This is a genomic window from Pseudomonas sp. AB6 (assembly GCF_034314105.1).
GTDB lineage: Bacteria > Pseudomonadota > Gammaproteobacteria > Pseudomonadales > Pseudomonadaceae > Aquipseudomonas.
Genome location: NZ_JAVIWJ010000001.1, coordinates 2,479,954 through 2,494,794, shown reverse-complemented (window position 1 = coordinate 2,494,794; position 14,841 = coordinate 2,479,954). Strand labels below are relative to the sequence as shown.

The following is a 14,841-nucleotide window of genomic DNA, read 5'->3' as shown; positions in this document are numbered from 1 at the left end:
TCCGTCGGATCCGGTCGCATAATGCAAAAAGCCCGTGCGTCTATAGCACCGGCTCAGTCCAGAGTCACTATGGAGGCACCGTGAAAGCATTGCAAGGCGTTGAAGGACATGTGGAATGGCTTGAACAGCCCGACTTGACGTGTGACGTGGGACAAGTTCGTATTCGTGTTGCGGCGGCAGGGCTCAATCGCGCTGATTTACTCCAGCGGTCCGGACTTTATCCACCGCCGCCGGGCGCGAGCCAGACCCTTGGAATGGAGTGTTCCGGGGTCATCAGTGAGGTAGGCGCGGGCTCGTCCTGGCAGGTCGGCGACCGGGTTTGCGCACTGTTGGCGGGCGGCGGCATGGCTGAAGAAGTGGTGGTCGATGGTCACCACGTATTGCCGGTTCCCGACGGAATGTCATTGTCCGAAGCTGCCGGTATCCCTGAGGTGTACGCCACCGCTTGGTTGAACTTGTTTCAGCTTGCAGCGCTGAAACCCGGTGAAAAAGTCTTGTTGCACGCCGGCGCAAGTGGTGTTGGTTCAGCCGGTATTCAGCTTTGCAAAGCCTTTGGCAACCCGGTGTGGGTCAGCGTGGGTTCCGCTGAGCGCCTGGCCTATTGCCAGGCGCTAGGTGCCCAAGGCGGGGTGGTGCGCAGCGACAACCTGGACAGCCTGAAAGACCTCGGCCCGTTCGACGTGATCCTTGACCCGGTCGGCGGCAACTACGCGGCGCTGAATGTGAAGGTGCTGAACGTTGATGGACGCCTGGTGCTGATCGGCTTGATGGGTGGCCGCGAGGCGCAACTGGATCTGGCACAGGTATTGAGCAAGCGCGTAAATATCCTCGGATCAACCCTGCGCAGCCGTAGCGATCAGTTCAAAGCTGACCTGCTTCGCGATCTGGGGCAGCACGTATGGCCTTTGTTTAGCGAAGGGCGCCTGAAGCCGCAACTGGCCAAAACGTTCCCGATTTCGGACGCCGAAGAAGCCTTCGCGGAACTGGCGACCAATCAGGTGTCGGGGAAGGTGGTGTTAGTGATCGACGCGAGCCTGGTATAGGGACTTGGCGTAGGGGACAGATGATTTTCGGTAAATCGCCTAAAACAATCAGTCCCTTGCGGTTCATCTTTGCTCCGCCGACAAACGGTCGAATTATCGGCCAAAACCTGTCATTTCTGACAGTACCCCTCCTGCACTAATTAGCGTTGAATGAAGTGACAGTTCAACAAGATCGAACGTGGCAACCCGGACGTACGTCGCTGATCGATATGAATTCCATGGAGGGATTTCGCAATGGCTGGCCCTGTAGGATCGCGCCCCGTTGGCGGCACGCAACGCATTGACATCACTCAGGTCGACTATCTGGCGCCTGACGTACCCTCGATCATCAAAGACGGTAACGGCGACCAACATGCACAAGGATTGGTGCCTCGCAGCGCCGTGGATCAGGACCTTGAACTTATTGTTCCGCCTTGGGACTTCTCCATGGATCCCGTATTGACCGATTTCATCGACATCGGCTGGCGGCTTGCGGGTGCGCCCTTTGTCTCCGTAAAGCAGTATCGGTTTGACCCGCCAATCGCTCCAGGCCCCAAGACGTGCACGGTGCCTGTGGATAAGTTAGTGCATGGCGTTTATGACCTCTCCTACACCAAAACAACCGGAGGCAATGCAAAGGAATCTTTAAAAATAACGGTCACGGTTGACCGGGAAGCCCCCAACGATAACCAGGACCCCTTTGCGCTGATATTTCCCCCGGAGTTGAACGGCGTTATCACCGATGACTACTTGACCCAGTACGGCGAAGTCCGTGCTCAGGTGCCTCGCTACACCGGACCGCAGGCCCAGGATCGGGCCGTTTATTACTGGACCGACAAGAACCTGCCACCGGATGATGAAGCGGCGATTCGCGAGCAAGAGTTCAGTCAGGAAGATATCGATAACAATCAGATGGCGATCGTTTTTTATGAAGCCGACATTCGCAACGCAGGCCAGGGCCGACGTTATGCCTACTATCGGCTCAGGGACCTGGCGGGCAACCGAGGGCCACGGTCGACCTTGTCGTCGATCCTGGTCGATCTGACCCCCGCGCCGGAAAACCTCAAGCCGCCGCGTATTCCGTTGTCAGCCCGAGGCTTGATCGACCGTGAACAGGCCCGTGAAGGCGCCAACAATGAAGGGGGCGTGACGGTTGAAATCGATCAATACGATAACGCCGACAGTACTCAGAAGATCCTAATCAACTGGGACGGTACGCAACTCAACGAACTGGACGTCGACCCGGCGGCATTCCCGCTTCGCGCTTATGTGCCATGGCCGGTATTAAGGGCGAAGGGATTAGGCCCATTGACGGCCGAGGTGGATTACGTCGTGCGTCGGGGCACGTTAGAGACACCCTCCTCACCGCAGGCCACCGCGCCGGTCAACTTGACCATTGCCGGCCAGGACCATGCCAATGCCCCGGCGCTGCTCAATATCAGCCTGGCGAAACTGGACGTTCGCGGGAAAATCTCGGACATCCCTAATACGCTAACTGCGTTGGATTATGGACTGGACGCCACGGCGACCTTGGCGCTGTATGACAACCCCCAGCCCCTTGAGGTCATTGAGGTGTTTTGGGGCTCTATCAGCCAAGCTGCTGCCCGCTACAGCGTTCAAAGTGGCGATGTCGGTGGTCAACTCATCAGCGTGGAAATCCCGTGGGCAGTGATCGAGCCGGAGCTGAACAACCGCGCATTACCGGTGTATTACACCACCAGCAATGGCGTTAACCAGCAGCAGGCGCGCATCACCGAGGTCGATGTTTCGATTGTGCTGATTGAAGGGTTGCCGGCGCCAGAGTTTCCCCATGCCAATCTGTTTGGTTATCTAAATTGCTGCGCGGTGCCCAGGCTTTGGGAAGGCGTAACGGTCAGGGTCGCAGGCCATGCCGAGTTCAGCGCCAATGATCGAGTCGAGCTGACGTGGCAGGGCTGTAACTCCTTGAACGGTAGTAATCCTATTCCTGGGGTGATCCAAACCTTTATCAAGACATTAAGCGCCAGCGAGGCGGCCGATGGTTTTGACATTGTGGTAGTGCCCTACGACACCTTGATTGAACCCATGGAGGACAACGGCTCGGCGACGGCTCAGTACGCACTTTATAAAACCAGCGGCGGGTTTGGCCGCTCGGACATGGATTTTGTAAAAATCACCCGCAAGATGCCCAGTGGCGAGTCGTGTTCTCCGACCCAGGATCTTTGTGAGGATTGATTAACATGAGCCGCCGCCGTCATCGCAATGATGACGCGCTGTTCCTGGGCAATGCGGTGGGTATCGGATACACGCTTCTCTGTTATCCACCCTCTATCGGCGATGTTTGGCCTATGTACGCACGTCGTCAGTGACAGTAAGTGTACGAAATGGAACCGTGCTGCGCGAAAACTTCATGGACTTGAAGTTCATCGCGGACACACAGCTTAACTACCATGAGGGACTATGAAATGTTAACCACTGATAAGGGTTTAACGCCAAAGCAAAAAGCCGCGGCCCATGCCCGCAAATACGCGAGGGAAATACAGGCCAACGCGCCTAAACTGATACTTCCGGCACCGGCAATGAGTCCACTTAACCCGTTGCTGCCCGATACAGCAGACGATGAGAAAAACCAGTTGCCGCAACCTCACGGGGTGTCCTTAGCGGTTAATATCCCTATCTTTGAACGGCCAGGTTCGGATGCAGATGGCACTCCTTATTATGTGCAGTTGCTTTGGAGCGGGGTGCCCGTCGGCCCACGATACTCCGGCAGCTTGCCCATTCTGGACGCCGCTTTCCCGATTGAGTTGGAACTGCCCGCGAGTCAAACGGTCAATGCAGGGCGCTATAGTTTGACCTATGGATTTAACGTGGGCGGAAATCCTAACTATTCTGATGAACTATCGATCAATATCGATAACCTCGCCCCCAATTCGGGCAACGCAGGGAATGTGGTAATTGTACCGGCTGAAGTCGACCGCGATGGGATTACCAAAGAATATCTCGATGCGAATGGATTTGTTGCAGTGACGATTCCTGAGTATGGGGATGCCAAAATAGACGACGTCATCAGAGTGTATTATGGCGTCAGTCAAGTCACGGCCCGGTTGTTTGCAGAGTTCACTCGCCCTGACCTTAATAACGTGGTAACTGTTGAATTAACAACCGCTGATATCGGTACGGTGGAGGGCGAACATGGCATTTATTACACACTGGCTGACCGCGTGGGTAATGTGGGGCCTGCGTCGGGATTCAAACACCTGAATGTAAGACTGAACCCTGCGCCCGCCAACCTGCGGCCGCCCACGGTTCCCTTGGCTGATGACGGGTTGATCGACCTGGCAGATGCGTATCAGGGGGTTGCCGTTGTACTCGAAGACGAATATGACAACTTTCAAGCGGGGCAGGACCAGTTCGCGGTGACCTGGGACGGGCTTGCTCAGCCCCCAGTGACTATTCCGGGATTCCCGGTGTTCGTTAACATTCCATTCTCTGCGGTGAAAAATGGTAATGACGGACCCAAGACGGTGCATGTCAGCTACGCCATTCTACGAGGCACCGATCGCTTCCCTGAAACCGTGGGCGCGGACCCTCAGGTTGATTTGAGAAAACCCGGGCCCGACAACCCCGACCCTGATCCAGGTACCGAAAACCCGGCATTGGCACTGGTGGATGTTCAGGGTGCCGTCACTACGGTGCCCAACAAACTGGAACTGGTCGATGCGGGTCAAGATGCAACCGCAGAGGTTATTATTTACGAAAAATACAAGGCCGGTGACGTCGTTCAGTTGTACTGGAAGGGCGTGGCCGTACCCGCGCCCGGAGGCGAATATAGGGTTATCGGTACTGAGGCCGATGACTTTTTGGTTCCCTTTACCATCCCTTGGGCAGCTATCGACACCGGCGGCAATGATCCTGAACTGCCGGTGCATTACACCATTGCGCATCCCAGTGTGAATGACAACGTAGACACTTCTCGGCCCAGACTGGTTGATGTGCTCATCAAAACAGCGAGCATTCCCAATCCGTTGTTCCAGAACCTGGATACTGATTTCACCGACTGGTTCAATTGCAGCTCGTTGCGTAACGTAGCACCCTTTGGAGTGGTAGCCGTCATTGCAGTGCCTGGCGGCGAACCACAACTAGCGGATCAGGAGCTTGTATTTACCTACCAGGGCTGGAGAGACGCGGCAGGGTCGACATTGATACCCAGCACCACTGCTACGATCCGTTTTACGCCGACGACCAACGAGGCGGCCAACGGGTTTCTCGTCTATGTCCCGTACGAACCGGCAATGTTGGCATCCAGTCCCAACTGGGGCTCTATTGAGTACACCGCCACGATTGATGGCCGTCCAGTGACGTCGCAACGGCATATCGTCAAGACATTCTTTGAAATAGGCGGGGGTGACACCTGTCGTATTCCATTGCCATAGGCTGCTGTTAAAGGAAGGGAAATACCGGTGGCATTTCCCTTCTTCATAATCATTATTTCTTCTGGCTATAACAACTTCAGTGCTCACGTTTAAGCACAAAATAATCACTGTTTTTTGTCTTTTCTCGCTGCTTTCTTTTAAATCGAACTATACCCAAACAGGCAAACTGGAGTTTTGCAGTGTGTTTGTCAGTGGAACAGCGCGTGTTCTGCAACGACGCGTGCCCTTGTTTGACCGTTGAGTGCCTGTAGGAAATTTCCGAGCAATCCTAGGAAATGTCCTACATAAACTCCGGAGGAGGGTCTGTATCGTTCGCCGCCATCAAACTCATGCGTCCACTAACGAGCGCACTTCCACAAAGGAGATGAACGGCCTATGAACACGAAATCAACACCTTACTTTAGTAGTTATTCGCGACACCTGCTTGGCCTAAGTGTTGTAGTCCCAGCCTTGTTGGCGAGCCCAACACTTCTCGCTGCAATCGTCGGCAACGGGCAAACGCTGAATATCAATGGTACGACAGCATCGGACTTTTATGTTGTAACAGGTGCCAGTACACTAAATAGTAATGGAGCAACAACGGAAGCAATTCAGATTGCATCCGGCTCGACGCTGAATATGACCGGCGGCACGACGACCGCCCCAGGAGGGGATGGCATATTCGTTACCGACAGTACGGCGACGATCTCAGGTGGGGCCACTATCAACGGTGAGTACTTGGGCCTTTCTGTCAATAGAACAGGTGGTACAACTACCGGCGGATCGAATGTCACGTTTACAGGGAGTAACGCCAGTGGTGGTGACGCCGGTGCAGAAATTACGGGTTTGAGCAGGTTGGTGCTTAACAACTCAACCGTGACCGGCACCGGTGCAAGCAGCACCGGTTTGAACATCATCGGCGGCGATGTTGAAGCCAACAGCGGAACAACGATCACCGGCAACGTCAACGGTGCACGGTTTTCCCGTGATCAGCAGAACGTCGGCGACAACCGCCTGGTGCTGAATAACGCCAGCCTGCAAGGCGTTACGGGGGCGGCGATTCGAGTCAGTTCCAGCACGATGCCCGCAGTCATCAACGTCAACAACGGCTCGACCCTGAGCGGCGGCAACGGCAACTTGCTGGAAGTTCAAGGCGGCTCGACCGCCACCATGACCGTTGCCAATAGCACGCTCACCGGCAATGTTCAGGTGCAAGGGGGCAGCACCGGCAATCTGATCTTCAACCAGGGCCAGATGACCGGTGACCTGAATGTCGAGGCTGGCAGTACTGGCGCACTGACCTTGAATGACCGCTCGACTTTCACCGGCAGTCTGACCAACGTCGGCAACGTGGCCATTAACAACCAGTCAAACTGGAACATGACGGCCGATAATACCATTGGTGCGCTGAACATGAACGGCGGCCGGGTGACGATGGGCCCGGCCGGCCAGTTCTATCAGTTAAACGTAGGCACCTTGGCGGGTAACGGCACCTTCGCCATGAATGTGGACTTCGCGCAGAACCTGCACGACACCTTGAACGTGACCGGCACGGCAACCGGCGACCACAGCCTGCTGGTCACCAGTTCCGGTCGTGATCCGCTGACGGCAGACCCCGTGACACTGGTTCACACCGCAGCCGGAGACGCGAAGTTTTCGCTGCTGAACGGTCCGGTCGACGTCGGTGCATTCTCCTATGCCCTGACCTCGGCGGTGAACGGTTCAGGCGGCACCGACTGGTTCCTCGACCCGTCGTCGAAAATCATCAGCCCAGGTACCCAGTCAGTGTTGGCGCTGTTCAACACCGCCCCGACCGTCTGGTACGGGGAGCTGACGTCGCTGCGTACGCGCATGGGTGAATTGCGCTTCAATGGCGGTAAGGCCGGCGGTTGGGTTCGCACCTACGGCAACAAATACAACGTGGCCGATGCCAACGGTCTGGGGTATCAGCAAAACCAGCAAGGTTTCTCGCTGGGTGCTGATGCACCCTTGCCGATGGGCGATGGGCACTGGCTGGTGGGGGTACTCGCCGGGTATAGCGAGTCTGATCTGGACCTTAGCCGCGGCACCACTGGCGCGGTCAAGAGTTCGTATGTAGGGGGCTATACCACCTGGCTTGACCCAGACAGCGGCTATTACTTTGATGGCGTGGTCAAGGTCAACCACTTCAGGAACAACGCGAACGTCACCATGAGCGATGGCGAGCGTGCAAAGGGCAACTACAGCAACATCGGTCTGGGGGGCTCGGTAGAATTCGGTCGCCATATCAAGCTTGATAACGAGTACTTCATCGAACCCTTTACCCAACTCTCCGCCGTGGCGATTCAGGGCGCGAATTACGACCTGAATAACGGCATGGACGCCAACGGCGACCACGCCCGTTCACTGTTGGGCAAAGTCGGTATGACCGTCGGCCGCAACTTCACCCTGGCAAGTGGTAGCGTCGTACAGCCTTACATTCGTGGCGCCATGGCCCATGAGTTTGTCAACGCCAATGAGGTAAACGTCAACGGCAACCGCTTCAACAACGACCTGTCCGGCTCGCGCGGAGAACTGGGCGCCGGTGTTGCCGTCAGCATGTCGGAGCGTTTGCAGTTGCATGCGGACTTCGATTACTCCAACGGCGAACATATCGAACAGCCGTTTGGGGCGAATGTTGGGGTTCGGTATAGCTGGTAAACAATATCAGGCGTAACGCATCTAGTAAGACAGGCCCCGTGAATCAGCCACGAGGCCTTTTCTTATGGTGAAGATGCTCAGGAAGCAATGTACTCATTCATGATAATTTTCCCTAAGGGCTTCATCTATAAACCGACAATGACGCATAAGCAAAGGCTTTCAGGGTAAAAAACGCACTACCACTCGGTATAGTGACGACCAGGGCGTCAGCGCCCTTAACGTCAGAAGACCACCAACCCCGCTCTCCATGGGGCCATGATGCTCCGTAATGGGTACGAATTTGCTGGTTTTCATCTCCACTCGGTAAGTGTCCACCAGGGCGTTGATACTCTAAAGCTCCACGATGAATAAAGTCACCGATGTATTCGATTATCCATGCATCGGTAACCGTTACTTGATAGCTCAGCTCGGTCCCGCTGGAATCTCTGACTGTTATGGTGGCTGCGCCATTCTTGAGCGCTCGCACTAGCCCTGATGTTGCATTGATCGAGACTGCTGTTGTGGAGGCTCGGTATGTATACGGAGGAATACCTCCGCTAGCAGACCGTTGAATGGATGTCCCTGCCGCAGGCGCGGCTGGCAACGGTTTGCCATCGTTCCAAATGTACGCCCTGCCACCTAGCGTGACTGGCGAGGTATCAATAACAAAAGGCGGCGTTGCTGGCTGAACCGTAAACGTCCTTACACCAGACTCCGGATTGCTACCATAAAGCCCGCGAGCCTTGATGCTGTAGGACATGACTGTTGTCGACATTGTATACGTCCAATTAATACCAGCCGCCGTTACCGTGCCTAGTGAGCTGGCGCCGTCGAGAATCTGCACCTGTTGGTTGGCAGATGCTGTACCGGTGATTGTTACCTGGGTGTCCCTGGTCGTACCGCCAGCGGGAATCTCGACACCTTTGGAATCCTTGACACTGGCGATGGTTGGCGCGGTGGCGACGGCGACCGTAAAGGTGCGCGCGGCGGACACCGGATTGCTGCCATATACGGCCTTGGCGGTGATGCTGTGGCTGGCCACTGTCAGGGCCGTGAGGGCGAGGGTCCAGTCGCCACTGGCATTGACCGTCGCGGTGCCTTTTGACGTGGTGCCATCGAAGATCTCGACCTTTTGGCTGGGGGCAGCCTTGCCCGCCAGCGTCACGCTGGTGTCAAAGGTGGTACCGCCAGCGGGGATCTCGGTGCCTTTGGAATCCTTGACACTGGCGATGGTTGGCGCGGTGGCGACGGCGACCGTAAAGGTGCGCGCGGCGGATACCGGATTGCTGCCATATACTGCCTTGGCGGTGATGCTGTGACTGGTCAGTGTCAGGCCCGTGAGGGAGAGGGTCCAGTCACCACTGGCATTGACCGTGGCGGTGCCTTTTGACGTGGTGCTGTCGAAGATCTCGACCCGTTGGCTGGGGGCCGCCTTGCCCGCCAGTGTCACGCTGGTGTCGAAGGTCGTACTGCCATTGGGGATCTCGGTGCCTTTGGAATCCTTGACGCTGGCGATGGTTGGCGCAACTGAATCGTCGAAGGTTTTGAAGGTGTAAGCCGCTCTGGGAAATTCGATGGCCGAGTTTTCATCAACGGCACCGTCAAAGGTCACCTTGCACACGACGGTCAGTTGCGAATCATGCCCCAGCTTTTCAAGCTCACTTCGCAGCAGTGTCTCGTTAAGGCCGCTGCTGGCCTGGGCGGCGGACACTTCGACCCCCGTCAGCAAGACGATGGTGTAAATCGCGCCGGTAGAGGTCTTGCCTTCGAGGCGCAACCATACCCGCTGCCGGGCGGCACTAAACGGCCATTTGCCCACTGTTACCTGCGCATTGCCGGTGAATGAACTCAGGATCAACACCTTGCTGGCGTCATTCGCCTGGGTGATGCGAGGTCGCGGCAATTGGTTTTCCGGATCCTGAAAAGTGCTGACCATCAGCTCCAGTAGATCGGATGAACTCGATTGCCCGGAACGAGACACGTCATAGCTGACCTCGACCTGTTTGCCGATGTTGGGGCCGACCACCGAGGCCGGTACCTTGAAATCGACATAGCCGATGGCATTGCCAGGCAGCTCGAGGTCTTGGGAGGTTCCCGCACCGGGCGTGCCCAACCAATTCAGCGTAATGATGTCCGCAGGAATGTCTTGCATGCTTTCGTACTGGGCTCGCACGGTGGCGCCGTTGAGGGCAGCCATTGGATCCAGCACTCGCGTCGGCGCCTCAAGTACGTCAGGAGCAGGCAATTCGCCGATCAAGGAGCCGATGATCAACTCCAGTGTGGCCGAATAACTGAACTGGCCGGTGGCGGCACGTTGGAGGGTATAGCGCACCTTGACCAGACTATTGAGATTAGACGCGATGAGCGCCTGTTCAATTCTGAAAGTGATTGGCTTCCCGGCAATGGGTGTGGTGATGGGCACCCAATCACTGGCGCTGCCGTCGCCCGGTTTTCCGGTCCAGTAATAGGTCAGCACATCGCCGGTCGCGGTGCCAAGGTAGTCCACCAGCAAGGTGGCGCTGTCGGGCACCAAGGCCGGGTCGAGCACGCCGTCAGGGGCCTCGACTACCTTGGGTGCTGGCAGGTCGGCACGAATCTGTTCGACCTTGAGCAGCAGATGTTCGGATTCACTCACCGCAAACAGCGCGTACTTGTCATTGGAGACCCGGTAGTAGAGGTCGAGCGTGCCGCGGTCCAGCGGCGCAATATGGGTATTGCGCACGGGCAGGGTGATGATTTTTCCTTTCTCACCCTCGGTCACGGTGTGTGTCATTTCATGCAAGTAAGGTGTACCGCTGGCCGTGGTGCCCAGCCAAATCACATCGATGAGATCGCCATTGTTCATCCCGGGATACGCGGGGACCTGAACATTCGCCACCGGAGTCGTCGGGTCCAGCAGCTCGCCAACGACTTGGATGATGCTGGGGGCCGGTAACTGTGAAGTGTCACCAATCACTCGGGCAAAGGTGCGTTTGGAAGACTGCGGTGGATCGCCGTTGGCCTTGGTCAGCACATAGGACGCATCCCCGGTGCCTCGTGCGATAGCACGAATATCGGCATAGGGGACTTTCAGCTCGAGCACCGTCGGTATATTGGTCAAGACCACCGCCTCGGTATGCACGATGGGTTTGCCGCTCTGCGGTGTGCCGATCCAGGTCAGGGTAATGGTATCGCCCGCCGCATAGGGGCCCCCCCTCGCGATGATTTGTACCGTCACGTCCTTCTTGGCCAGGCTGATCAGATCGATGTCGCCGTTGACCGCTTCCTTGATGATTGGCGCGTCCAGGCGCCAGGCGCCGGCATCGACCAACACGTTTGTGCTGAGGGACCAATCTGAGGAGAAGTTCCAGACTTCATCGAACACCTCGTACTCCACCAACAGCGCAGCGCTGTCGCCGCCGGCCAGAATGGCCGCCTGATCGACCAGCAGAGTGATGGGTGCGGTGCCATTGGCCTGGTCTTCAGTCACCTGCTGGTGAAGGATAACGCTGCCCCATTTCAGTGAAACGGTGTCGCGTGCAGCCCGAAACGGGTAGTGCTCGATTTCCACCGGCACGCCTCTGGCGGCCCAGGCGGCATCGACGCCGTTATCGATGACGTCCTGTGGGAGTTTGGGTTTCTTCAGTTCCGAATGCCCGGGTAGGTGCGGATCTTTATCCGTTCCCCCCGGACGATCGAGCTTGACCCGCACCCGTAGGGGGACCGAGTCTTCAGGGACATTACTGCCGACTCGGGTCAGTTGGTAGAGCACTTTTTCGGCCCAGTCGGGGAGTATTTTTTCAATGGGCAGATAAATGAACAGTCGCTCGTTGACCTCGGTAAGTAGCACCTCTTTGAAGGCGATTTCCACGTCCTCCCAGAAAATACGATGCCGGTCGCCTGCTCGCATCTCCTGATAGGGATCGATGACGCTGAGTACTCCCCCCGGGTCGTCAGTGACGATGGAAATATTGACCCCGCCATCGCCGCCGACGACGGGCATCACCATGCCCGCAATCAGCAGCGGGCGCAGCGCGAGGGTGGTGATGTCACGGTTGATCGGTGGAAACAGGAAGGGCTTGAAGCTGGTCATGATAAACGTCCTTGTCGGCCCGGGGGGCGGGCGGTGTAAGTTGATTGGGTAAAAACAGCTAATACCCACTGGAGCCCATGGAACTGCGTTGTGCAGAGGGCTTTCCTGCGGCTATTTGCTCCTGCGGGTTGTAGTTGAATATTCGGCCGTCCGTGGCCGTCAACGTCATGGTGACGATAGGCAAGAAGCGTCGGGTTTGTTGGAAGTAATCGCGCTGGATGAATTGCGCAGGCTCAAGGCCCGTGGTCCCCGATTGATAGAACAGCGCTTCGAGGGGGAGCTGACTGGGGATGTCTTGCGGCCAGGCGGCTATCATGATTTCGTTCCAGCTTTGCTGGAGGCTGGGCAATAGGGTCCGAACTTCGATACTTAACTGAAATTGCGGAGCAGTTGCCGTAAAGGCGCAGCTTTGGTTTGGTGTAGTTGAATATTGCGCTTGCCAGGCTGCGAGGGTCGTCACACCCAATGCGTCGCAAACACCTCTAAACGTGCAGGCATCTGGAGAACCTGTAGTACCTGCGTCATAAGGGTAGGCGCAGCGTAGGATTGGGGAATAAGCGCTCGGCGTTGAGAACTCCTTAAACATAAAGCCGAACGGTCGGTTGTAAACCAGGTTTGTAAATCCCACATCAACCCGGCCGTAGGAAAACGAAACACCGTTGCTGCTATTCGAACTCGGACTTGGGTCCCAGGCATGGAAGGCTGTCGTAGCTTCGGTAGAGCGAAACAAGACGCCATTGCAATAAAAACTCGCCCGGCCATCAGGACATTCCGGTGAGGTGTCGGCATACCGAGCATTGAGCCGGGATGCCACTTCATAGCCGATATACAACTGATCCTGCAGATTGAAACCGAAGACTCCGGCGCCAGAATCCGTCAGGTCCATGCGTAAAATCGGCAGCCACTGGCCTGTCGAGTTGAAGTAATCCCGTTGATCCAGTTGGGCACCAAGTAGCGCGTCGGTCTGGGTCAGGTCATAAAACAACGCGTCAATGGGGATGAGCAGTGGCGCCTGATCGTCCCAGTTTTTGATCAGCAGTTCGTTAGGTTTGGCTGACTGCTCAGTGTCGATGCGTTCATGCGCTTCAAGGCTGGCCTTGAATTGTTCGGGGACACGGCTGCTCAGGGAGCATTGGCGCGTTGGCTGATAATTTTGCTGTTGAAAGTGTGCCAGCCCGCCTGAGGCGTCGACAATACCTAACGCGCTGCATGAGGACAGATCCTCTGCCGCCGGGTTCGCGCGTGCTGGCAATCCGCATCCATTGTCAGGGCGGTTGCTTTCGACGCCGGTGGCAAACGGATAGGCGCATAACACCTCCAGTGTCTTACCCTGGCTGATGGCCGTGAATGGATCACTGAATACGACGCCATTTTTTTGCGCGAGTGCCCGGGTACCTATATCCGCTCGTAGATAGGAAAAATCTTCGGCGCCCAAGGTGATGGCATCGGCCGTATGTTTCCAGAAACCACCGGCGGGTTCCGACGGTACGCCTCTGACCAGCACGCCACTGCAAAAAAAAGCGGGATGGTTGCCGACGCAAGCAGCCGGGGTGCTTTTATAGCGGGTATTGAGAAGCTGCGCGATCTCAGGACCGGTGATGGCGTGAACAGTGCTGCTGCTGAGTAATAGCACCAGCAGCAGGCCCTTGATCCGCCGAATGTGCATATCCATGTCAATTAAACCTCCTTGTTTTCCGAGACGTCATTCACCCCAACGAAATGCCCACGGCCGGGAGAAAGGTATCGGCGCTGTAGCTGCTCGCATTCTCGTTGACCTGCGAACCATTGAGGTCGTAGGCCCACGCGGTATCGGCGCCCAGCACATCACCGGTCCAGACGGGGTAATTCAGCCATCCCAGGTAACTGGCTACCGCTCCGCTGCTCGGGTAATACAAGGTCCAGAACCGCCTGATTTGCGCCAGCGAAACTGGGCTCAAGTTCGCCGCCTGGCAAGTGCGTTGCAAGCCGTCCCAGTCCGCACTACCGCTCAGAAAGTGAAGGTGTTTGATGCCCTTGATGATCAATGTATAGCTGCGTGACTCACCGCCAGCATCGACCGCCGTAATCTGGCACGAGCCATTGAGGTTTGCCGTCACTTCGCCAGTGGTTGCATTCACGCTGGCGATAGTCAAGTCGCTGCTGCTGTAGGCATAAGGGCTGACACCCCAGGTCGCGTCGAATGACATACGGGCAAACGCGGGCGTTACTAGGGGCGGTTTTATGCTCGAAACAATGTAGTTTTCCGCGCTGAGATCGACATTGACTTCTCCCTCAAAACCGCCACCGAGGGCGAGTTCCAAGGGCTGCGACGATACCCGTTCACCTTGATAAGGCTGAACCTCATAACTCAACAGAATCGGATTGTCCGCGCTTTCTGAGAACACCTGGGCAGGTACCGCAAAGGCGACGTCCTTACCGGCGGCGGATTGGCTGATTCGGATGTCGTCCGCATAGTCGCCGACACTTAAATAAACATGATCAAGGTACGCCATGTTGTCGTAGGGTTTGATTCTGACCGTGGCTCCGTCTGCTGGCAGGTTAGCGGGATCCAGCACCCCGTTCGGCGCCTCGTCCACACTGGGCGCGAGAAGGGTGAGTCTAGGAGCGGCTTTGCGGTTGCGCTTCATGATCGACTCCTTGTCGATGTCCGTGAATACGCTCGGCCCATGTGTGGTGTGCCGAGAGTATTCAGGGTCAC

Annotated in this window: 8 protein-coding genes; 5 read left to right on the top strand and 3 right to left on the bottom strand. The window is 56.5% G+C overall.

The window, feature by feature from the left end; genetic code table 11:
* Positions 1–80: 80 nt before the first annotated feature.
* From RGW60_RS11675 to RGW60_RS11655, 5 genes are all read left to right on the top strand, one after another.
* Complete coding sequence (locus RGW60_RS11675) at positions 81–1,043, top strand: zinc-binding dehydrogenase (RefSeq protein WP_322204761.1); 963 nt, start codon at positions 81–83, stop codon at positions 1,041–1,043.
* Positions 1,044–1,277: 234 nt separating this feature from the next.
* Positions 1,278–3,236 (top strand): hypothetical protein, encoded by a 1,959-nt coding sequence (locus tag RGW60_RS11670; protein ID WP_322204760.1) that lies wholly within the window; start codon positions 1,278–1,280, stop codon positions 3,234–3,236.
* Between the two features lie 5 nt (positions 3,237–3,241).
* Positions 3,242–3,370, top strand: coding sequence for a hypothetical protein (locus RGW60_RS11665; protein WP_322204759.1), 129 nt, complete (start codon positions 3,242–3,244; stop codon positions 3,368–3,370).
* Positions 3,371–3,580: 210 nt separating this feature from the next.
* On the top strand, positions 3,581–5,434 hold the full coding sequence (locus RGW60_RS11660) for a hypothetical protein (protein ID WP_322204758.1): 1,854 nt from the start codon (positions 3,581–3,583) through the stop codon (positions 5,432–5,434).
* Between the two features lie 375 nt (positions 5,435–5,809).
* Positions 5,810–8,092 carry an autotransporter outer membrane beta-barrel domain-containing protein gene (locus tag RGW60_RS11655; protein WP_322204757.1) on the top strand — a complete coding sequence of 761 codons (2,283 nt, stop codon included), beginning with the start codon at positions 5,810–5,812 and terminating at the stop codon, positions 8,090–8,092.
* 121 nt (positions 8,093–8,213) lie between these two features.
* Here RGW60_RS11655 and RGW60_RS11650 read toward each other — a convergent pair whose 3' ends face one another.
* Genes RGW60_RS11650 through RGW60_RS11640 form a run of 3 tightly spaced genes read right to left on the bottom strand, consistent with a single transcriptional unit; the run spans position 8,214 to position 14,770 of the window.
* On the bottom strand, positions 8,214–12,143 hold the full coding sequence (locus tag RGW60_RS11650) for an Ig-like domain repeat protein (protein ID WP_322204756.1): 3,930 nt from the start codon (positions 12,141–12,143) through the stop codon (positions 8,214–8,216).
* 58 nt (positions 12,144–12,201) lie between these two features.
* Positions 12,202–13,815 carry a hypothetical protein gene (locus RGW60_RS11645; protein ID WP_322204755.1) on the bottom strand — a complete coding sequence of 538 codons (1,614 nt, stop codon included), beginning with the start codon at positions 13,813–13,815 and terminating at the stop codon, positions 12,202–12,204.
* A gap of 34 nt (positions 13,816–13,849) precedes the next feature.
* Positions 13,850–14,770, bottom strand: a complete 921-nt coding sequence (locus tag RGW60_RS11640; RefSeq protein ID WP_322204754.1) for a hypothetical protein — start codon at positions 14,768–14,770, stop codon at positions 13,850–13,852.
* Between the last annotated feature and the right edge of the window lie 71 nt (positions 14,771–14,841).

What these genes read in the sequence shown, in the direction of transcription:
- RGW60_RS11645 (WP_322204755.1), bottom strand. Translation starts at nt 13,815, where the DNA reads ATGGATATGCACATTCGGCGGATCAAGGGCCTGCTGCTGGTGCTATTA.
- RGW60_RS11665 (WP_322204759.1), top strand. Translation starts at nt 3,242, where the DNA reads ATGAGCCGCCGCCGTCATCGCAATGATGACGCGCTGTTCCTGGGCAAT.
- RGW60_RS11670 (WP_322204760.1), top strand. Translation starts at nt 1,278, where the DNA reads ATGGCTGGCCCTGTAGGATCGCGCCCCGTTGGCGGCACGCAACGCATT.
- RGW60_RS11655 (WP_322204757.1), top strand. Translation starts at nt 5,810, where the DNA reads ATGAACACGAAATCAACACCTTACTTTAGTAGTTATTCGCGACACCTG.
- RGW60_RS11640 (WP_322204754.1), bottom strand. Translation starts at nt 14,770, where the DNA reads ATGAAGCGCAACCGCAAAGCCGCTCCTAGACTCACCCTTCTCGCGCCC.
- RGW60_RS11650 (WP_322204756.1), bottom strand. Translation starts at nt 12,143, where the DNA reads ATGACCAGCTTCAAGCCCTTCCTGTTTCCACCGATCAACCGTGACATC.
- RGW60_RS11660 (WP_322204758.1), top strand. Translation starts at nt 3,581, where the DNA reads ATGAGTCCACTTAACCCGTTGCTGCCCGATACAGCAGACGATGAGAAA.